Genomic DNA, 20,258 nt, shown 5'->3' on the forward strand with positions numbered 1-20,258 from the left:
CAAACTTTCGGATGAAAGTTTGCCCGCGCCCGATCTCAGCGGTCGCGGAACTGCGCTTCGCGCTTTTCCAGAAAGGCGCCCATGCCCTCGGCCTGATCCTCGGTCGCGAACAGCGCATGGAACATGCGCCGCTCAAACAGCAGCCCCTCGCGCAGCGGCACCTCATAGGCGCGGTTCACCGCCTCCTTGACCACCATGACCGAGATCATGGATTTCTCCGCGATCTTCTGCGCAGCACCCTGCGCTTCTTCCATCAGCTTCTTGACCGGTACGACACGCGACGCGAGACCCGAGCGTTCGGCCTCATCCGCATCCATGAAGCGGCCCGTCAGGTTCATATCCATCGCCTTTGATTTGCCAACGATTCGCGTCAGCCGCTGCGTGCCGCCGATGCCCGCCACAACGCCCAGGTTGATCTCGGGTTGGCCGAACTTGGCGCTCTCGGAGGCGATGATGAAATCGCACATCATCGCCAGCTCGCACCCGCCGCCCAGCGCATAGCCCGACACTGCGGCGATAATCGGCTTGCGCACGCGCATGATCTGGTCGGTCTCGGGTGTGAACAGATCTCCCGCAAACGCATCGACAAAGCTTTTGTCCTTCATCATCGCGATATCCGCCCCGGCGGCAAAGGCCTTCTCCGACCCGGTGATGATGATGCAGCGCACCTTGTCGTTGTCCTGACAGCCCTTCAGGCAATCGGCGAGCTCTTTCATCAGCTGTCCGTTCAGCGCGTTCAGCGCGTCCGGCCGATTGAGCGTGACCGTCGCCACGTGGTTATCAACGTCGAGGATGATCGTTTCATATGCCATTCGGGTGGCCTTCCAGCTGTTGCTCAGACCCGTGTGCTTATCACGCGTCGGGCCTCGATCAAGCTATCTTTGACACACGGTGCAATAGAAAGACGACCGGCCCGACTGCACGATCCGCGCGATGCGCCCGGCGCAGCCGGGGCGCCGGCAGGCCTCCCCCTCGCGCCCGTAAACGTCAAAGCTGTGCTGAAAATATCCAAGCTCTCCATCGGCTTGCTTGAAATCGCGCAGGCTTGATCCGCCCGCCTCGATCGCCTCTGCCAGCACCTCGCGGATGATCGGCACCAGCCCCGCCACCCGCGCGCGCCCGATCCGCCCGGCGTGGCGGCGCGGGTGGATGCCGCCACGGAAGAGCGCCTCGCAGACGTAGATATTGCCCAGCCCCGCCACGATCCGCTGATCCAGCAACGCCGATTTCACCGGTGCGGCCTTCCCAGCAAAAGCATCGATCAGCACGCCCTCGTGAAAATCATTGCCCAGTGGCTCCGGCCCCAGCCTTTCCAACAGCTTATGCGTCGCCTCATGCCCCGTCGCCATCAGGTCCATCGCCCCGAATCGCCTGGGGTCGTTGAACGTCACCCGCGCGCCGCTTGCCATGTGCAGCACCACATGGTCGTGCTTTTCCGGCGCCGGGTGGTCATGCACGAACGCCCCCAGCGGATCGCCCGACACCAGCATCCGCCCCGACATCCCCAGATGCACCAGCAGCGTCTCCCCTGACGACAGATCCGCCAGAATGTACTTCGACCGTCGGCGCAGCCGCTCGACCCGCTGGCCGGTCAGCCGCTCGGCCATATTGGCCGGGAAGGGCCAGCGCAGATCGGGCCGGTTCACCTCCGCGCGCGCAATCACCGCGCCCTCCATCACGGGGGCAAGCCCACGGCGCACGGTTTCGACTTCGGGCAGCTCCGGCATGGCGTTCTCCTGCGGCAATTGGCAGTTTGTATCTGGCGGTCGCAGGCTATATCTCAACCCTGAAAAGATCAGGACACCCCCATGACCGACAAGACCACGCATTTCGGCGCCCAGACAATCCCCGAGGATGAGAAGGCCGGCCGCGTGCGCACGCTCTTCTCTGACGTGGCCAACAAATACGACATTATGAACGACGTGATGAGCGTCGGCATCCACCGTCTCTGGAAAGAGGCGATGATGGATTGGCTCGCCCCGCGTCCCGGCCAGCGCCTGCTGGATGTGGCGGGTGGCACGGGCGACGTGTCGTTCAAATTCCTCAAACGCGCGGGCCACGGCCATGCAACCGTCTGCGACCTGACTGAAGGGATGCTGAACGAGGGCCGCAAACGCGCCGAAGCCGACGCCATGGGTGATAGCCTTGATTGGGTGGTGGGCGACGCGATGGCCCTGCCGTTCGAGGACAATACATTCGACGTCTACACGATCTCTTTTGGCATCCGGAACGTCACCCGCCCGCAGGAGGCGCTGAACGAGGCGTACCGCGTCCTCAAACCCGGTGGCCGGCTGATGGTGCTGGAATTCAGCCAGCTGCCCAACCCGGCCATGCAAAAGGCCTACGACCTCTACAGCTTCAACGTGATCCCCAAGATGGGCGAGATCATCGCGAACGACCGCGACAGCTATCAGTACCTCGTCGAATCGATCCGCAACTTCCCCGATCAGGAGACCTTCCTCGGCATGGTGCGCGCGGCGGGGTTTGAGCAGGCGAAATACCGGAACCTGTCGATGGGCATTGCCTGCCTGCACTCCGGCTGGAAGATCTGAAGCGCGTGCGCGGTCCCCACAACATCTGGCGGCTGATCCGCACCGGCGCCACGCTGGAACGCACGGGCGCGATGAACTTTGTGCTCGACGCGTTCGAGGCACCCAAACCCGTGCGCTTTGTCGCGCGGATGCTGGCGATCCCGTTCAAGCCGCTGGGCTACAAGGGCGACCCGGCGCTGCCGCCCGCCACTCGCGCCCTGACGGCGCTGGGCCCCGCCTACATCAAATTCGGCCAGATCCTGTCGACCCGCCCCGATGTGGTGGGCGATGACATGGCGCTGCAACTGCGCGTCCTGCAGGACAAACTCCCCCCCTTTGGGATCGAGGCCGCCAAGGCCGAGGTCGAAAAGGAACTCGGCCAGCCCATCGACACCATCTATTCCGAATTCTCCGAACCGGTCGCTGCCGCCTCCATTGCGCAGGTCCACCGCGCGCGCCTTGCCGCCACGGGCGAAGAGGTCGCGGTCAAGGTGCTGCGCCCCGGCGTGGAACGCGCCTTCCGCAAGGACGTCGACGCCTTCTACCTCGCCGCCCGCATGGTCGAGCTTTTCTCCCCCGGCTCCCGCCGCCTGCGCCCGATGGACGTGATCGAACATTTCGACGGCGTCGTGCGCGGAGAGCTGGATCTGCGCCTCGAATCCTCCGCCGCGTCGGAATTCGCCCACAACACGCAGGACGACGAAGGGTTTGAGCTGCCCGCGATCAAATGGGATTATTCCGGTCGCCGCGTGATGACGCTGGGCTGGGCCACCGGCGTGCCCATGGGCGATAACGCCGCCATCGACGCCGCAGGTCACGACCGGATCGAGCTGAGCGAGCGTATCCTCGGCCTCTTTCTGCAACACGCGCTGCGCGACGGGTATTTTCACGGCGACATGCACCAGGGCAATCTCAAGGTCGCCCCCAACGGCAACATCATCGCGTTCGATTTTGGCATCATGGGCCACATCGACGAATACACCCGCCGCGTCTACGCCGAGATCCTCTATGGCTTCATCCGCAAGGATTACAAACGCGTGGCCGAGGTGCACTTCGAGGCGGGCTATGTCCCGCCGACAAGGACGTCGATGAATTCGCCCGCGCCCTGCGCGCCGTGGGCGAGCCGATCTTTGGCATGGACGCCAGCCGCATCTCGATGGCGCGTCTGCTGGCCTATCTGTTTGAAGTGACCGAACGCTTTGGCATGGAAACCCGGACCGAGCTGATCTTGCTGCAACGCACCATGGTTGTCGTCGAAGGTGTCGCGCGCTCGCTTAATCCGCAGATGAACATCTGGCAGGTCGCAGCACCGGTCGTGACCGACTACATCACCAAATCCATCGGGCCCAAGGCAGTGATTTCCGATCTCACGAAAACCGCCCGCGTGCTGTCACGATTCGGGCCGCGTTTGCCGGCGCTGGTCGAGGCGGCGCTGATCCGTCAGGCCGACCCGCCACCCCCGCGCGCCCGCCGTTCAAACGCTGGCTCGCGCTCGCCGCGGTTCTGGGGGCAACGGCGGCCTTTGCGCTGACCGCGATCATCGATCTTTTCTGATCCGCGTCCCGCCCGGCGGCACCGCCGGGCAGCTTTTTCCCAAACGCATCGTGTCACACATCGTATGCACTGCCTGTGCACAGGCTGTGTACGCCGATCATACACGCTCAATCGCCATCGCGATGCCCTGCCCACCGCCGATGCACATCGTGATCAGCGCGCGTTTTCCACCCGTGCGCTCCAACTCATAAAGCGCCTTCACGGTGATGATCGCGCCCGTCGCGCCCACCGGATGACCCAGCGCAATCGCGCCGCCGTTGGGGTTCACCCGCGCCGGATCAAACCCCAACGCATGGCTCACCGCCAGCGCCTGCGCGGCAAAAGCCTCATTGCTTTCAATGACATCAAAGTCATCAACGTTCAGGCCAGTCTTCTCCAGCAGGCGGGTCACCGCAGGGATCGGCCCGATGCCCATGACCTCGGGTCGCACGCCCGCGTGGGCATATCCCACGATCCGCGCGCGGGGCTTAAGCCCTGCGGCGTCGGCCGCCGAGGCCCGCGCCAGCACCACCGCCGCCGCGCCATCGTTGATTCCACTGGCATTTCCCGCCGTCACCGACCCCTCCTTGCGGAAAACCGGCCGCAGCGACGCAAGCTTCTCCGCCGTTGTCGCCTTAGGGTGCTCATCCTCTTGAAACATAACGGTTTCTCGGCCGCGCTTGACCTCAACCGGCACGATCTGATCCGTGAAATATCCCGCCGAAATCGCCGCCGCCGCCCGTTCCTGACTGGTCAGGGCAAAGGCATCCTGCGCCGCGCGGCTCACATCATGCTCGCCCGCGACATTCTCTGCCGTGACCCCCATATGCCCGGTGCCAAAAGGGCAGTTCAACGTACCAAGCATCATATCCAAGCCTTTGACATCGCCCATTTTTTGCCCCCAGCGCGCGGCGGGCAGGATGAACGGGGACCGACTCATGCATTCCGCGCCACCGGCCAGCGCGAACTCCGCGTCGCCCAGCATCAGCGACTGCGCCGCCGAGACGATCGCCTGCACACCCGAACCGCACAGCCGGTTCACGTTCATCGCGGGTACTGCATCGGGCACGCCCGCCTCCATCGCGGCAACGCGGCTGAGGTACATGTCGCGGGGTTCAGTGTTGATAACATTGCCAAAAACCACATGGCCGATTTGCCCGCCCTCGACGCCCGCGCGTGCCAAAGCCTCCCGTGCGACCGTGGCCCCAAGGGCCGTCGGCGGGGTGCCCGCAAGGCTGCCGCCAAAGGTGCCGATCGCGGTGCGCGCACCGCCGAGGATGACGATATCGTCTGACATGAATTCTCTCCCGTTTGGATTTGGCGCAACTATGCCGCCCGGTTGATACCCTGTCAGCCCCGACGTGCCGTCACGCCGCTTGACAGCCGGGCGCTTCGCCAGCAGACATTCCGCCATGACGGATTCCGCCGACGCCATCCTGACCCAACTGCCCGCCCGCCTCAAAGAGGCGCGGCGCGGTCAGGGGTTGTCGCTGGATGCGGTGGCCAAACTGTCGGGCGTCAGCCGGTCAATGGTCAGCCAGATCGAACGGGGCGAAAGCTCCCCCACGATTGCGACGCTTTGGAATCTGACCCGCGCGTTACAGGTTGATTTTGCGGGACTTTTGGACGGCCCGCAGGCCGCCGCGCGGATCGAAGTGCTGCGCAATGGCGAGGCGCCCATGATCTCGAACCTCGGGACGGGGTGCCGCATCCGCATCCTTTCTCCGCCCGAAGAGGCCGGGCGGCATGAGGTCTACGATCTGCGCATCGATGCGGGCGGGATCCTCGACAGTGCGCCGCACACCCGTGGCGCGCGTGAGCATCTGACCGTGATTGAAGGCACTGCCCGCGTGACCAGCGGCGAAAGCACCGAAACACTCGGCGCAGGCGATACCGCCCGCTATGCCGCGGATGTGGCACACAGCATAGCGGCAGCGGACAGCCCGCTGCGGGCGTTTCTTGTCGTTCAGGACGCATAAATCCGAAATAGTGGAAAATTTCTGTTTCACCGGATAATCCGTTATGCTACCTCCGCCTCCAACATAGGAGACGAAGATGATTCAGGCCTACCTCGACCATATCAACGACACACTTGGCCAGATTGACGCCGACGGCATGATGAAACGCGAGCGGATGATCACGTCACCGCAGGGCGGACAGGTGCAGGTCGGCGGGCATGAGGTCATCAACCTGTGCGCCAATAATTACTTGGGGCTAGCCGACCATCCCGACCTGATCGCGGCGGCGCAGGGCGCCATGGCGCCCAAAGGGTTCGGGATGGCCTCGGTACGTTTCATCTGCGGCACGCAGGACATTCACCGCCAGCTTGAGCAGCGCCTCGCCGGGTTCCTCGGCATGGAGGACTCGATCCTGTTTGCCGCCTGTTTCGACGCCAATGGCGGCCTGTTCGAGCCGCTGCTGGGCCCCGAGGATGCCGTGATCTCGGACGCGCTGAACCATGCCAGCATCATCGACGGTATTCGGCTGTGCAAGGCGCGCCGCTACCGCTACGCCAACAACGACATGACCGATCTCGAAGGGCAGCTGAAGCAGGCCCGCGCGGACGGGGCGCGGTTCGTGATGATCGCTACGGACGGGGTTTTCAGCATGGATGGCACGCTCGCCGATCTGAAGGGGATCGAGGCGCTGGCAGCGAAATACGATGCGCTGGTAATGGTCGACGATTGCCACGCAACGGGGTTCATGGGGCCAAAGGGGGAGGGCACCCCGGCCCATGCAGGCGCCCGCGTCGACATCCTGAGCGGTACGTTGGGCAAGGCGCTGGGCGGCGCCATCGGCGGCTATATCGCCGGGCCGCAACCGGTGATCGACCTGCTGCGCCAACGCGCGCGGCCCTATCTGTTTTCCAACTCCCTGCCGCCGGCCATCGTCGCCGCCGGTCTGCGCGCGATTGATCTGGTCGAGGCGGGCGATGACCTGCGCGCGCGGTTGTTCGAGAATACGCGCTACTGGCGGGCCGGGCTGACCGATCTGGGATTTGATCTGCTACCGGGGGAGCATCCGATTGTACCGGTCATGCTGGGTGAGGCGCAGCTGGCACAGGATATGGCGGCGCGGCTCTTTGATGAGGGAGTCTATGTCAGCGGGTTTTTCTTTCCGGTGGTGCCGCGCGGGCAGGCGCGCATCCGCACCCAGATGAACGCTGCGCTGGACCGTGCGACGCTGGACCGTGCGCTGGATGCCTTCGCCACGGCGGGCCGCGCCTGCGGGGTGATCGCATGAGCAACGAGATGATGGCGCTGGCCAAGCTGCACCCGCGTGCGGGGCTGTGGCAGACCACCGCGCCGGTGCCGGAAATCGGGGCGGACGATGTGCTGATCCGTGTGAACAAGACGGGGATCTGCGGCACCGACATGCACATCTGGCACTGGGACGATTGGGCGGCGGCGACCGTGCCGGTGCCGCTGATCACCGGCCATGAATTCGCGGGCGAGATCGTCGAGATCGGTCGCAACGTCGAGGGGCTGACCCTTGGCCAGCGCTGCTCTGGCGAGGGGCATCTGATTGGCAAGACCTCCCGGCAGAGCCGCGCGGGGAAGTTCCACCTTGATCCCGGTACGCGGGGGATTGGCGTGAACGAACAGGGCGCCTTTGCCGAATACTTGCGGCTGCCCGCGTTCAACGTGGTGCCACTTCCTGACAGTATCGACGACGACATCGGCGCGATCCTCGACCCATTGGGGAATGCCGTGCACACCGCGCTCAGCTTTGATCTGTTGGGGGAGGATGTGCTGATTACGGGAGCCGGGCCCATCGGGATCATGGCCGCTGCCGTCGCGCGGCATGCGGGCGCCCGGCATGTGGTCATCACCGACGTGAACCCGGACCGGCTGGCGCTGGCGGCGCAGGTGACGGATGTCACGCCCGTCGACGTGCGTTCCGAAGATCTGCGCGACGTGATCGCACTGTTGCGGATGAAGCAGGGGTTTGACGTGGGGCTTGAGATGTCGGGCAATGCCGCCGCCTTCGATCAGATGGTCGAGGCGATGACCATGGGGGGCCGCATCGCGATGCTGGGCATCCCGCCGGGACACAGCGCCGTTGATTGGAGCCGCATCGTGTTCAAGGCCCTGACGATCAAGGGCGTCTACGGGCGCGAGATCTTCGAGACATGGTATAAGATGATCGCCATGCTGGAGAACGGGCTGGACGTCTCGCGCGTCATCACCCACCGCTTTGCCGCGCGGGATTTCGCGGCAGGTTTCGCCGCGATGGCCGACGGCAGCGCGGGCAAGGTTGTGCTGGACTGGCGCGGGTGAACCATCCGGGCCCACGGCGCGTTCCCCTTGCATGATCAAAAAGACAGTGCACCGAACCCTATGGCAGCTGGAACGCGGGATTGACCGTATCCGGGGCCAGCGAAACCCCAACCGCGTGATTGATCCCTATCTGGGTTACGCCGATGGCGATGCCGTCATCGTGCGGGGCCGCGTCCTTGCCGCGCTGCGCCGGAACGCGCCCACCGAGGGGCAATCGCGCTGGCAGAATTTGCGCCAGATTTTCAACCTCTTTTTCACCGATGAGGTCGCCGCCGTTGAGGTCGAAGCGGTGGGTGTGCGCGGGATGAGCGACGAGGAGGGGTATTTCACCCTGCGTGTCCCGCTGCAACCGCAGCCCGGCTGGGTCGAGGTGCCCGTGCGTATCACCGGGGGTGAGGATCATACGGTATGCCCGGCGCTGATCCCTGATCCGCAGGCGTCGTTTGGGGTGCTGTCGGACATCGACGATACCGTGCTTCAGACCGGGGCCTATTCACTGGCCCGCAACCTCTGGACGTCTTTCACAGGGAACGCGCTGACCCGCAAGATCTTTCCCGATGCAGTGACGTTCATGCAGGCGCTGAGTGCCAACGGGCGCAATCCGATCTATTTCATCAGTTCCAGCCCGTGGAACCTGCACAGCTTTCTGCGGGCGATCTTTGACCGGGCGGGATTGGTCAAGGGGCCGATGTTTCTGCGCGATCTGGGGCTGGGGGAGCAGCAGTTCATCTCCGGTACACACGGCGATCACAAAGGACGCGCGATTGATACGATGATGCAGGCAAATCCGACGCTGCGCTACGTTCTGGTGGGCGATACCGGTCAGCACGATGCCTTTGTCTACCGCGATGCGGTGGCGCGTCATCCGGGCCGTGTGGCCGCCGTGGTCCTGCGTGAGCCCAAGCCCGGCGCCGATGCCAAAAGCCTCGCCGCGATCAAGACGGTCGAGGCGGCGGGTGTGCCAGTCTTCCACCGGCCCGACTTCACCGGATTGGCTGATACGCTTACCAAAGGGCCTCTTGCCTAGGCTGTCAGCGGAATCCGGCCCTTGTCCGTCAGCTGCCAGCACTGCACCCCTTCAAACACCACCGCCGCCAGAGGGTTGCCATAGCCTGCGCCCGCGTCGAGGTTGATGCGAGGGCCATAATGGGCTGCTGTCTCGACTGGCGTGTGACCGTGTACGATCAGCTTCGGATGCGGGCCGGGATGGATATGGAACTCCTTACGGATCCACAGCAGATCATGCTCTGTCTGCCGATCCAGCGGTACGCCGCCACGGATGCCTGCATGCGCAAAGAACAGATCGTCGGTTTCGAAACTCAACGGACGGCTGCGCAGAAAATCCGCGTGCGCCTGCGGCACGGCCTCAAGTGCGGCGGCATGAACCGCCTCTTGGCGCATCCGGGGCGTGACTTCTACCCCGTAGGATGCGAGCGTCGTATCGCCGCCGAGCCGTGGGTGGAGCCAGTAAAGCTCCACCGGCAAATGGGCGTCGTGCTGCGGGTAGTCGCGCAGGAACCATTCGAACATGCGGTCGTGATTGCCCTTCAGGCAGTGCCAGTTCTTGCCCGCCGCAAGCCCCGCAATCAGATGATCCAGAACGCCCGAACTATCAGGGCCTCGGTCGGTATAGTCTCCGACAAAAACAATCTGCGCCTCCGGCCCACCGTCCACCTCGATCAGATCCAGCACGCGGGTCAACTCGGCCAGCTGGCCGTGGATGTCGCCGATGGCGTAGAGGGGACGGGTCATCGCGCGCTCCGCTGCTGAAAAAGGCGCGGCCCGCTGAGAGGGCCGCGCCAGATGATTAGGCGCCTGCTACGTCGAATTCCAGCACTTTGATCTGGGTGAATTTGCCGGTATCTGCCAGATCCTTCAGCGCGGGCTGCGGCACGGGCGCGTCGACGTACAAAAGCGCGATCGCCTCGCCCTTTACCGCCGCACGGCCAAGGGTAAAGTTCGCGATATTGACGTTGTTGCGGCCCATGGTCTCGCCCAGCGCGCCGATGATGCCCGGCACGTCCTCATTGGTGGTATAGACCATGTGGCGGCCCACTTCGGCGTCGATATTGATGCCCTTGATCTGGATAAACCGGGGCTTGCCGTCCGAGAATACCGTACCCGCGATCGACCGCTCGCGTTTGTCCGTCACGACCGTCACTTTGATATACCCATCGAAAGAGCCGGATTTATCCTGATTGGTGGTCGAGATCTGGATGCCCTTTTCGCGGGCGACAACGGGGGCGGAGACCATGTTCACGTCCGGGTTGGCGCGCTTCATGATGCCAGCAACAACACCGCAGTTCAGCGCGTCGAGGTTCATATCGGCCACGACCCCGTCGTAGAGGATATTGATCGCCTTGATCGGCTCGTCCGTCATCTGGCCGGTAAAGGCGCCCAGATGCCCGGCAAGGCTCAGCCATGGCCCCATGACCTGTGCTTCCTCGGCGGTGACGGATGGCATGTTGAGCGCGTTGCTGACAGCACCTGTCAGCAAGTAGTCCGACATCTGCTCGGCCACCTGCAGGGCGACGTTTTCCTGCGCCTCGGTTGTGGCGGCGCCAAGGTGAGGTGTGCAGACCACGTTGGGCAGGTTGAACAGCGGGTTCTCGGTGGCCGGTTCCTGCGCGAATACGTCAAAGGCGGCCCCGGCGACGTGACCGGATTTCAGCAGATCGGCCAGCGCCTCTTCGTCGACCAGTCCGCCGCGCGCGCAGTTGACGATGCGCACGCCCTTCTTGGTTTTCTCAAGGTTTTCGCGGCTCAGGATGTTGGCGGTCGCGTCGGTGAACGGCACGTGCAGGGTGATAAAGTCGGCGCGCGACAGCAACTCGTCCAGCTCGACCTTCTCAACGCCCATCTTCTTGGCCTTTTCCTCGCCGAGGAAGGGATCGTAGGCGATGACCTTCATCTTCAAACCGCGTGCGCGGTCGCAGACGATGCCGCCGATGTTGCCTGCGCCGATCACGCCCAGTGTCTTGCCGGTCAGCTCGACGCCCATGAACTTGGATTTCTCCCATTTGCCCGCGTGGGTCGAGGCGCTCGCCTCGGGGATCTGGCGCGCGACCGCGAACATCATGGCGATGGCGTGCTCGGCCGTGGTGATCATGTTGCCGAAGGGCGTGTTCATCACGATCACGCCCTGCTTGCTGGCGGCATCCTTGTCGATGTTGTCGGTGCCGATGCCCGCGCGGCCGATGACCTTGAGGTTGGGCGCTGCGGCGAGAATTTTCTCCGTCACCTTGGTGGCGGAGCGAATGGCGAGACCATCATAGTTGCCGATGATTTCGGCCAGCTTGTCCTTGTCCTTACCCAAATCGGGCTGGAAATCGACGTCGATGCCGCGATCTTTGAAGATTTGCACGGCGGCGTCGGAGAGTTTGTCGGAGATGAGTACTTTGGGAGCCATTTGGGTGGTCCTTTTCCATAAGAATTCTGTCGGGGGATGCGCCCCCGCCCGAGGTCGGGCGAGGAGCGGCTGAAGGCCAGCGAGGAGCCGTGGATCAGGCTTGCGCGGCCAGTTCGGCTTCAAACGCCCAGGCGAGCCAGGGCAGCATGGCCTCGACGTCGGATGTCTCGACCGTGCCGCCGCACCAGATGCGCAGGCCCGGAGGGGCATCGCGGTAGGCGCCGATATCGAGGGCCACGTTTTCATCGCCAAGCCGCTTTGCCACGGCTTTGGCAAAAGCCGCGCCGTCGGTAATGCGGTCGTCGGTGAACTTCAGGCACACGGATGTGTTCGAGCGTGTCGCGGGATCGGCGGCAAGGAAGTCGATCCAGTCATGCGCGTTCACGAACCGCGCAATCGCGTCGGCGTTGGCATCCGCCCGTGCGATCAGCCCTTTCAGGCCGCCCACGCTTTCGGCCCAATCGAGCGCCTTGAGGTAATCCTCGACACACAGCATGGAGGGCGTGTTGATCGTCTCCCCGACAAAGATGCCTTCGATCAGCTTACCACCTTTGGTCAGGCGGAAAATTTTGGGCAGGGGCCAGGGCGGCGTGTAATTCTCCAGCCGCTCCACCGCGCGAGGGGACAGGATGATCATCCCGTGCGCGGCCTCACCGCCCAGAACCTTTTGCCAGCTGAACGTCGTTACATCCAGACGGTCCCACGGCAGATCCATCGCGAACGCGGCCGATGTCGCGTCGCACAGGGTCAGGCCGGCCCGGTCCGCCGGGATCTCGAACGTCGCGGGCACGCGCACGCCGGAGGTCGTGCCGTTCCACGTAAAACACACGTCGTTGTCGAAATTCACACCCGCAAGATCCACGATTTCACCGTAGGGGGCGACCTTTTCCGTCGCGTCGATCTTGAGCTGTTTAAGCGCATCCGTCACCCAGCCCGCGCCAAAGCTTTCCCAGGCGAGCATTTCGACGTGGCGCTCCCCCAGCATCGTCCACATCGCCATCTCGTAGGCGCCGGTGTCGGACGCAGGCACGATGCCGATCCGGTAGTCATCCGGCACGCCAAGCACGGCGCGCGTACGCTCAATCGCTTCTTTCAGCTTGGCCTTGCCGGGCGCCGCGCGGTGGCTGCGGCCCAAAGGGGCGGTGGCCAAGGCGGCGAGATCGAATGTGGGGGGCTTGGCACAGGGGCCGGAGGAGAAACGCGCGTTTGCCGGCCGCGTGACCGGTTGTTCAATAGCCATTACTGCTACCCTTTCAGATAAGCGCCCTTCGTTGGGGAAGGGTGTCCCACTGCCGGACATACGGAACCCCAGTAAAAACAGCAATACACAAAGGTGTTTGCTATGCAGGTAAATGCAGTCCTTTGCAGAACGATGCAGGAACGCATGTTTCCTATTGGCACAAATCTGACACAAGCGGATCGCGCTTTGTTCTGCCATGGCTGATCCGGGAATCGGGCAGCTCACTACGTCGGAAACGGCGATGTAGGCACATCGGACAAAGAAAAGCCGTTGAGAGAGCTGGCACTCACCTCAACGGCCAATTCGAAAAGTCTTCTTCCAACGCAACATACTCATGCCGCCCATTTCTGGCAAGGCAGGTGACGTCATGAGCGCGACTTTATCGCATTGTGGTTTGCCGCCCGGGATCACGCGATCTCAGTTCATTGGTCGCATCAAGTTGGCCTTGAAGGCGCGGGGACTGAAGACTTCGGCAATCGTGTACCTCTCGAGGGCATTCGAAAATTGGACACGGGACCAGGACTATGAACCGGGCCGAATCTGCGGCTTCTGGCATCAGGTTAGCGGTCTGGCCGAAGAGTTGACTTGCACGGAACGCACCGTTCATTCGATTGAACGTGATCTGGTAGATGCTGCTTTGGTCTCAAGGCATCCGAAAGCAAACGGCAGGCGTGATGGGCTGCGCGATGGTGAGGGGGAGAAAACCCTTCGCAAAGTGTTTGGTATCAACTTGGCCCCGATCATAGAACAAGCCGCAGAGCTGTTGGCGGAGGCTGAAGCTATTCGCCTCCACAAAGATGCAATCGAGTCATGCCGCAGTGAAATCCGTGAGATCAACCGGCAGATTCGGCATTTGAACTGCCCAGATGTCCTTGATGAGGCACAGAGCATTTTACCGGAAGGTCGGACTGCCATGGTCAAAGATCTGGCTACGTTGGAGCAGATAAGAGACGCGCTTGCTGCTTTGGCAGTGGCATTCGAAACTGAGCCTCGTTCGGAAAAAATTTCCGGCAGTAGAGAAGATTTTGACGTACCTATAGTACAAACCAAACAATCTAAATTCTTGTATCCGCCTGATGAAGTGGCTGAATGTGTCACTGCACACCAAGCGATGTCGCTGGCGTCACCGCCGTTCCGAGAATGCCTCGAAATGTACGGCGACTATTCTTGGCGAGGCGTGATCAATGCCGCCTATGAGATTGCCAGATCGATAGGTATCGATGATCGAACTTGGGCTGCTGCTTGTGATCCCAAGGCTTTGGGACCACAGCGGGCGGCACTTTGCATTATCCTCATCAATCGAAATATGGACCTTCCCAGACAATCAGAACACTTCCCCCGAAGCCCAGGTGCGTGTCTTTGTGGAATGACTAAGAAGGCAAAGAACGGCACCCTCAACCTCCTGCGCCTCATGCAGGCTGCCTGCAAACAGCAAAGGGCACTGGGCCGATGAAGGATTTACGGCCAGCGCGAGCACTCAAACGACGTCGATTGCTATTTGGCATATTCGTTCATGTTAGGCTGTTGGCTGCGGCGTCCAAAGCCAAAAGGAATGGACCTCTGCACTTAGAATGCGGCTTTGTCATCGACGGATGGAGCAAGGTTACGCTTGTGTCCACAGGACACCGCACCTTGCGAGGGAATGGCATGCCCTTCCCTTCGACCCCAACCCAGAACAGTCATCGTTTTCCAGGCAATGCGATGGAGGCTCGCAGTGGTTTCGTTATCTGATCCAAAGAAGCGTTCGGAGCTCTTGCGTGTTCGTTGTACCTCGGAAGACCTGGAACGCTGGCAGGCAATGGCTAAATCGCGAGACGAAACCGTTTCCGGTATAGTTCGACGCTTATTGGATGGCACACCTGAAAAGCGGCGTTCGCCCATACCGCCAGTGGACGTCGCGCTTCTTCGTCAGGTCGCAATGGCTGGCAACAATCTCAACCAGATCGCTCGAGCCGTGAACGAGGCCCGAGTGATTGAGGCACATGCCGACGCACGGGACGTCCTTGGCCATCTTGTGATCATTGAGCGCATGCTACTGGAGTTGATCGACGAGGTTTCCGCATGATGATCCGCCTGTTCCGCCATGGAGACGGCAGTGGGAGAATCGCGGTTCGGTACCTATTGGCCGAGGAGGTCGCTGCCTATGACGAGGAGCGTCGGCGGACCAAAGGAAAAACCGAAGTCCGCACTGTATTGCCCGAAGTCTTGCAAGGCGATCCTGAGCAGACAATTGCCTTGATTGATAGCAATTTCAGGAAATGGCGATACACCAGTGGAGTGCTGGCCTTTGCGGCAGAAGATCAGCCTACCGAAGATGAGCTTATCTCGGTCATGGACGACTTCGAGCGCACAGTATTCGCAGGCCTTGAAACTGATCAGTACAACTGCCTTTGGGTCAAACATGAGCATAAAGGCAATGTCGAACTGCATTTCATCGTCCCGCGGATCGAACTCTATGATGGAGCGGCATTCAATCCAGCGCCCCCACGCAGCGAGAGCTACTTCAATGCCTTTCGCGACTATTGGAACACTGCGAAAGCCTGGGCCAGCCCCAACGATCATAACCGAAGGCGAACACTGCGCCATGTCTTCGAGCAAGAAGACCGCACCCAAATTCGGGACGCCATCAGGGCGCATGTGATCTCAAAGATCGAACTGGGCAAAATTCGAGATCACAAAGACGTTCTCGCCGCCCTGAAGGAATTGGAAGAAGACGGCATGGAAATCAAGCCGCCACGCCCGTCGAAGAGGCCCCTAAGAAGTCTGCTTCGAAGGTTGTCATGCGGGTGATTGGTTCAGAGGGCACCTCTCAGACATATCGGCTCACCGATAGGATTTTTCACGAGGATTGGACTTACGATGAATGGGTTGCTGCAAAAAATACAGGAACGAACAGAGCGGGAGGTGAAAGCGTCCGAAGACCGGATTTGGCAAGAGCTGAACGACTTCGACGAAGCCTTGAAAAGTCAGTTGCTCGGCGTTCAAGCCTTAACAGAGAAAGATATGAAAGAAGTCGCCGAGCGCACGCGCGCCGCCTTGAGGCTGCTTCAGAAGGAGGTTCTGACCCAGGCGGAAGAGGTCCAGAAGACGATGCGCGAGATGCAGGATCGGCATCAGCTTTGGCGGAACAAAGGGGAGTGGCGCTTCGTGGTGACCCCGATGGGGATCGGGGCGGCAATGGTATTGATCGGGGCGATCCTCGCCTTCTCGATAATGCCGCCGCCGGTGCAAACGCGGGTCGAGATACGGCCGCCAATCAACGGTCTGGAAGACTCTCAGAGAGTGATGGCCCTCGGCGGTGCTGGGACGATCCTGGTCCTACCGGAGGGCGTGGAGCAGCGGCCATGCCCGCTGCGCGTTCCAGCGGGCCGCATCTGCGTAAGAACACCCAAAACGGAGAATTGAATGTCCAGCTTAACACCTATGGAGCGCGAATTGCTGAAGTCCGTCAATCAGTTGATCGAGCGCTCAGACAAATCAGCGAAGGATATCAGGCTTTCCGCCGACAGGATATCGATGGCAACACGACGCGACATGGAGTCTTTGGCCGAATGCGTGAAGCTCTTGGCCGAGTGTCAGATGCGATTGGTGGACTGGTGTCGCGCCTCCGCCGAAGAGGCGGCGATCGATGGTTCTGCGACGCGCGCGTTGGCGGAGGTCCAGCAGTCGCTAGAACGGAAAATTTCGTCTCTCATCCAGGTCGGATGATCAATAAAAATTGGCCGAGTCCTTGATGTTGGGCACTTCGTGATTTGCGCTGAACTAGTGATCTGTTGCATTCTTGACTCGGCAACGACCTTCATGAGCCGGTTGCGATCAATTTAATTGCGGGTTAACGGCTCGTGAGTAAGGGTATGCCCATCGCTTTATTTCACGTCACCTTCGTAGGGACTGCAATCCCAGGCTACGAAGGAAATGAGCGGCAGTGGGAGACAACAGTTTCCCACTTGCCAAAGCGAAAGCGCAGATAAGCGCGAACGCTCACTGGCTTAGGCCAACTACAGTGTGCCATATTTTACACCTCTTTAGCTTACGTCGAAAAGCAGTTCGACACTCGCGGATCACCTTATGCGTTCCACCTATAGGAGGCATTTGGGTCTCAGAGGGCGTGCGATGGGCACGGGACATAGATACAATTAGGAATTGTGGTCGGCAAGTAGTTGCTGAATCAATTTCCGAGCACTGACCTTCGCGCGCTCTTTGCGCCCTGGGAAGAGATCAAAACCCATGTTGCGAAGGCCTTCTTGTCGATATTCTCTGCTGACCGTAAGCTGGCAATACTCAGCTGTGCCAATTGATACCAAGTTTCCGCGTCCTTCTTCTCAAACTTGACGCCGGGATCGTAGTCAGCCTTGTGCCGGAGTTCCTGGAGCTGTTGAAAATTGTCAGCGAAGTTATGGATACAGTCTGGAAAAGCGACCTTGTTTGCTTGTGCACATGCCTTTTGACACACGGTATGGCTAAGCCCACGGTAGACTTCTACCCAAGCCTTATTAGGACGTTTGCTTGGAGTTTTGCCAACCAAAGAGTTCGCACAAGTGCGCGCTAATGCATGAAAAACGGCATAGTACGACGAACTGATGGATCGTCGAATTTCAGATTGGGTTGGTCTTTTGGTCGTTGATAGCCGTTTGGCAACAGCGAGATGCCCGTCGGCAAGTTTTGCGTCAGGCATGCACACCAGAATTAAATTGCGGAGTAATCACAGGGAAGAATCCTGACCAGTCGGCCCCCAGCGCTTTGCGAACGGTTCCAGTCAAACCAAAGTAGTTTTGCGCCAAAACCTCAGGGGTTTCGGTCGTTGTGATCATCAGATCAATGCGGATTTTGTGCTCTTCCCTATCAACTTCGATAGAGGTGATTTTGATGTCAGAAACGGTCTTCAGGTCAAACTTCGAGCGAATTACTTCTAAAATTTCGTCAGCCATAACTTTGTCCAACGTAGTTGGTGCCGTCATCACTTTCTCTCCCATGGGTCACGCCATGTTGGTCTGGCGATTGCCAAAACCCTATACACAGCTATCGATGGTGTACACAAAATATGTAGACTCAATATGTCGCATTCAAGGCGAACGCCGCGTTACCTGTCCATATTGAGATCACAAAATGGTTGACAAAGTATGATCGGGTCGGTTCCTAGACTTCTTTGAGAAGTCAAGTCAGAAGCGGATAATTTACTGTAATTTCAATGATATAGACTGGTGTCCACAGCGCTTACTCCTGCATCGCTTCATCAATGACGTTGATCATTTTTGAGACGTCGCCACCTAAGCATTTCGACCATTCAACAAACTCGATCACATCCAACCTACGTTCGCCTGTCTCGACCTTCGCTATGTAGGACTGCGGTCGATCCAGGCGGTCGGCGAGCTCTTGCTGCGTGATCCCTTTTGATTTTCTCGTTTCTACCAGCACCTGCATCAACGCCTGGTGCCCCGGCGTTCGCAGACTTCTGGTCATGCGGCATCTCCATCTGGGCTAAACCCTTGCCGCGTAATCCTGTTCTGGTATTATCCCATTATAGGATAATGCGGAGGCGACCATGCCGAGTTACCCCAAAAACGAACCAAGAATGCCGCCCGAATACCAAGTTATCCGGGGGAATGTTGTGGACATCGTGGACCGAGTTGAGCGCCAGGTAGATAGACGGACCCATCGCGTGGTGCGCACGCGTCAATGGCGTGAAATGACGCTGAAAGACACTGTCGGAAAACAGCACACATTTGTTGGCGAAGCCCTCGAACAAGCCCGTCATGGTGACGATGTTGCGGTTGTGCTTGCCCCGGTAGGCCGCGAACCTGTCGCACTCGCCAATTTGACAGCGCAGTGCCTTCATCTGCATGGCTCCGCTGACCCTGACATTCCCGAAGGCAAAGGTAAGCTAGCAACCGCCACTGTCATCGCTTTCCTTGGTGCCCTACCAGGGCTGCTGGTCTACTACATGTTCTTGGTAATGTTGTTTCCGAACATGAGCGACAGCATGTCGGCGGCGGCATTGAAATTCTATCCCTTCGTCCTGCTGCCCGCTGCGTGGTGGCTTTCGATAAAACTGAACGCTTGGGCCTACGAACGCGCCACACGTGTCTGTGCAGAAGTAGAGCAAGCGCTAATTGCGGCGGGCATCACGTCAGAAACCGAGGTTCGCGATTTGCACGGGGTGAGGCAGCTGGCACTTGCCTAGCAAGTCCCCGCGACTGCTATTAAACAACAACTCCGACGCGCTTGTAGTAACAGATTTCGAGTAGCCCCATGATTAACTGGTATACGGCCGACACGCATTTCGGCCACGAGAATATCATCAAGCATTGCGGTCGCCCGTTTCAATCAGCGGCCCAAATGGATGCCGTATTGCTTGAGAACTTGGCGTCAAAAGTTGGCCCGGAAGATGCCCTCTGGATCGTTGGGGATTTTGCATTCGGACCTAAAGCAAAGGATCGAAAGTGGTTGTTGAACATCTTTTCCCGGCTTCCAGGTGCAGAACAGCACCTCGTCGTTGGTAACCACGACGGTGAGGCAACGCAGGCTTTGCCTTGGACGACGGTAACCGACCTTACAGAAGTTTCTGACGGATCAGGCGCACCGTCTGTGTTGTGCCACTACCCAATGATCACTTGGCACCGGGCCCGCAAAGGCGCGATGCACTTATTTGGTCACGTTCACGACCAATGGTTCGGCAGTCGCAATGCCGTCAATGTTGGGGTGGACGTTTGGGGCTATGTGCCGGTCACGATCCGAGATATTCAGCAAAGGGCAATGAGCTTACAGGAGAACAAGCATTGGCAAGATGTCGAACAAGTTAGTTAGGCTTTGGCTTTGACGACCGCGCTAGTGTTCGCGATCACATAGGCCGTGGTCACCAAGGGATGCCAAGACATAACAATCCTCCGATACCCCTTCGCCGTCGCACCCTTTTGATATCCGGTTGAGTTCCTTTTCGAGCGTCTTAAGCCGTTTGATCTTTGCCCGAACGTCCGCAAGCTGCGAAGCTGCAATATCCGTCGCAGCCTCGCACGACCGGTCTGGATGATCTTGTAGTTCGATCAACGATGAAATGGCCTCGATTGAGAAACCCAGATCACGGGCGTGTCGGATAAAACTCAGCCGCTCCAACCCGGCTTTGTCGTAGCGACGTTGGTTGCCTGATGTGCGCTCAGCTTCGGGCAAAAGCCCCATTTCTTCATAGTAGCGTATGGTCGGAACTTTGACTTTTGTACGCTTTGAAAGCTCGCCGATGGAAAACATACACAAACCTCTTGAACCTCTAG

Annotated in this window: 22 protein-coding genes and 1 pseudogene; 13 read left to right on the plus strand and 10 right to left on the minus strand. The window is 60.1% G+C overall.

Annotation, left to right across the window (positions count from 1 at the left end; all coding sequences use genetic code 11):
- Positions 1-35: 35 nt before the first annotated feature.
- Both KDD17_RS15200 and mutM read right to left on the minus strand, forming a co-directional pair.
- Positions 36-812: an enoyl-CoA hydratase gene (locus KDD17_RS15200; protein ID WP_212704429.1), complete on the minus strand. Its 777-nt coding sequence runs from the start codon at positions 810-812 to the stop codon at positions 36-38.
- Positions 813-875: 63 nt separating this feature from the next.
- Complete coding sequence (gene mutM, locus KDD17_RS15205; RefSeq protein ID WP_212704430.1) at positions 876-1,727, minus strand: bifunctional DNA-formamidopyrimidine glycosylase/DNA-(apurinic or apyrimidinic site) lyase; 852 nt, start codon at positions 1,725-1,727, stop codon at positions 876-878.
- 81 nt (positions 1,728-1,808) lie between these two features.
- Here mutM and ubiE point away from each other — a divergent pair, with 81 nt between their 5' ends.
- Together ubiE and ubiB are read left to right on the plus strand one after the other, a co-directional pair.
- Positions 1,809-2,552 (plus strand): bifunctional demethylmenaquinone methyltransferase/2-methoxy-6-polyprenyl-1,4-benzoquinol methylase UbiE, encoded by a 744-nt coding sequence (gene ubiE, locus KDD17_RS15210; protein ID WP_212704431.1) that lies wholly within the window; start codon positions 1,809-1,811, stop codon positions 2,550-2,552.
- A gap of 5 nt (positions 2,553-2,557) precedes the next feature.
- A pseudogene (ubiB, locus tag KDD17_RS15215) lies at positions 2,558-4,062 on the plus strand (2-polyprenylphenol 6-hydroxylase).
- A gap of 120 nt (positions 4,063-4,182) precedes the next feature.
- On the opposite strand, the gene KDD17_RS15220 reads toward ubiB, so the two are convergent.
- Positions 4,183-5,361, minus strand: a complete 1,179-nt coding sequence (locus KDD17_RS15220; protein ID WP_212704432.1) for an acetyl-CoA C-acyltransferase family protein — start codon at positions 5,359-5,361, stop codon at positions 4,183-4,185.
- 115 nt (positions 5,362-5,476) lie between these two features.
- Here KDD17_RS15220 and KDD17_RS15225 point away from each other — a divergent pair, with 115 nt between their 5' ends.
- The 4 genes from KDD17_RS15225 (at position 5,477) to KDD17_RS15240 (ending at position 9,371) form a co-directional block, all read left to right on the plus strand.
- Entirely contained in the window at positions 5,477-6,043 is a 567-nt protein-coding gene (locus KDD17_RS15225) for a helix-turn-helix domain-containing protein (protein WP_212704433.1), read from the plus strand.
- 76 nt (positions 6,044-6,119) lie between these two features.
- Positions 6,120-7,307, plus strand: coding sequence for a glycine C-acetyltransferase (locus KDD17_RS15230; RefSeq protein WP_212704434.1), 1,188 nt, complete (start codon positions 6,120-6,122; stop codon positions 7,305-7,307).
- On the plus strand, positions 7,304-8,344 hold the full coding sequence (tdh, locus tag KDD17_RS15235) for an L-threonine 3-dehydrogenase (RefSeq protein WP_212704435.1): 1,041 nt from the start codon (positions 7,304-7,306) through the stop codon (positions 8,342-8,344). The genes KDD17_RS15230 and tdh overlap by 4 nt, the downstream gene beginning before the upstream one ends.
- Positions 8,345-8,375: 31 nt before the next feature.
- The gene (locus KDD17_RS15240; protein ID WP_212704436.1) at positions 8,376-9,371 is read left to right on the plus strand and encodes a phosphatase domain-containing protein; all 996 of its coding nucleotides are present in this window, start codon (positions 8,376-8,378) and stop codon (positions 9,369-9,371) included.
- Here KDD17_RS15240 and KDD17_RS15245 read toward each other — a convergent pair.
- The 3 genes from KDD17_RS15245 to KDD17_RS15255 form a co-directional block, all read right to left on the minus strand.
- Positions 9,368-10,096, minus strand: a complete 729-nt coding sequence (locus KDD17_RS15245; RefSeq protein WP_212704437.1) for a metallophosphoesterase family protein — start codon at positions 10,094-10,096, stop codon at positions 9,368-9,370. The two genes, KDD17_RS15240 and KDD17_RS15245, sit on opposite strands and share 4 nt — an antisense overlap.
- Before the next feature lie 55 nt (positions 10,097-10,151).
- On the minus strand, positions 10,152-11,753 hold the full coding sequence (gene serA / locus KDD17_RS15250; protein WP_212704438.1) for a phosphoglycerate dehydrogenase: 1,602 nt from the start codon (positions 11,751-11,753) through the stop codon (positions 10,152-10,154).
- Positions 11,754-11,847: 94 nt separating this feature from the next.
- Entirely contained in the window at positions 11,848-12,993 is a 1,146-nt protein-coding gene (locus KDD17_RS15255; protein ID WP_212704439.1) for a phosphoserine transaminase, read from the minus strand.
- Positions 12,994-13,360: 367 nt separating this feature from the next.
- On the opposite strand from KDD17_RS15255, the gene repC reads away from it, so the two are divergent.
- The 5 genes from repC (at position 13,361) to KDD17_RS15280 (ending at position 16,701) form a co-directional block, all read left to right on the plus strand.
- A complete protein-coding gene (gene repC / locus KDD17_RS15260; RefSeq protein WP_212704440.1) occupies positions 13,361-14,446 on the plus strand; it encodes a replication initiation protein RepC in 1,086 nt (361 codons plus the stop codon).
- A gap of 261 nt (positions 14,447-14,707) precedes the next feature.
- A complete protein-coding gene (locus KDD17_RS15265; protein WP_212704441.1) occupies positions 14,708-15,058 on the plus strand; it encodes a plasmid mobilization protein in 351 nt (116 codons plus the stop codon).
- On the plus strand, positions 15,055-15,783 hold the full coding sequence (locus KDD17_RS15270) for a relaxase/mobilization nuclease domain-containing protein (protein ID WP_212704442.1): 729 nt from the start codon (positions 15,055-15,057) through the stop codon (positions 15,781-15,783). The genes KDD17_RS15265 and KDD17_RS15270 overlap by 4 nt, the downstream gene beginning before the upstream one ends.
- A gap of 69 nt (positions 15,784-15,852) precedes the next feature.
- A complete protein-coding gene (locus tag KDD17_RS15275) occupies positions 15,853-16,398 on the plus strand; it encodes a hypothetical protein (RefSeq protein WP_212704443.1) in 546 nt (181 codons plus the stop codon).
- Positions 16,399-16,701 carry a hypothetical protein gene (locus KDD17_RS15280; protein ID WP_212704444.1) on the plus strand — a complete coding sequence of 101 codons (303 nt, stop codon included), beginning with the start codon at positions 16,399-16,401 and terminating at the stop codon, positions 16,699-16,701.
- Positions 16,702-17,161: 460 nt separating this feature from the next.
- On the opposite strand, the gene KDD17_RS15285 is transcribed toward KDD17_RS15280, so the two are convergent.
- The 3 genes from KDD17_RS15285 to KDD17_RS15295 all read right to left on the minus strand — a co-directional run bounded on the left by KDD17_RS15285 (position 17,162) and on the right by KDD17_RS15295 (position 18,453).
- Positions 17,162-17,668 carry a hypothetical protein gene (locus tag KDD17_RS15285; RefSeq protein ID WP_212704445.1) on the minus strand — a complete coding sequence of 169 codons (507 nt, stop codon included), beginning with the start codon at positions 17,666-17,668 and terminating at the stop codon, positions 17,162-17,164.
- On the minus strand, positions 17,661-17,966 hold the full coding sequence (locus KDD17_RS15290; RefSeq protein ID WP_212704446.1) for a hypothetical protein: 306 nt from the start codon (positions 17,964-17,966) through the stop codon (positions 17,661-17,663). The genes KDD17_RS15285 and KDD17_RS15290 overlap by 8 nt, the downstream gene beginning before the upstream one ends.
- A 241-nt stretch (positions 17,967-18,207) precedes the next feature.
- Complete coding sequence (locus tag KDD17_RS15295; protein ID WP_212704447.1) at positions 18,208-18,453, minus strand: helix-turn-helix domain-containing protein; 246 nt, start codon at positions 18,451-18,453, stop codon at positions 18,208-18,210.
- Positions 18,454-18,535: 82 nt separating this feature from the next.
- Between KDD17_RS15295 and KDD17_RS15300 the strand changes: the two genes are divergently transcribed.
- Entirely contained in the window at positions 18,536-19,174 is a 639-nt protein-coding gene (locus tag KDD17_RS15300; RefSeq protein ID WP_212704448.1) for a hypothetical protein, read from the plus strand.
- Between the two features lie 68 nt (positions 19,175-19,242).
- Complete coding sequence (locus KDD17_RS15305) at positions 19,243-19,797, plus strand: metallophosphoesterase (RefSeq protein WP_212704449.1); 555 nt, start codon at positions 19,243-19,245, stop codon at positions 19,795-19,797.
- Between the two features lie 21 nt (positions 19,798-19,818).
- Here the strand turns inward: KDD17_RS15305 and KDD17_RS15310 are convergent, their stop codons facing one another.
- On the minus strand, positions 19,819-20,235 hold the full coding sequence (locus KDD17_RS15310; RefSeq protein ID WP_212704450.1) for a MerR family transcriptional regulator: 417 nt from the start codon (positions 20,233-20,235) through the stop codon (positions 19,819-19,821).
- Between the last annotated feature and the right edge of the window lie 23 nt (positions 20,236-20,258).

The organism is Sulfitobacter albidus, from assembly GCF_018200035.1.
Lineage (GTDB): Bacteria > Pseudomonadota > Alphaproteobacteria > Rhodobacterales > Rhodobacteraceae > Sulfitobacter > Sulfitobacter albidus.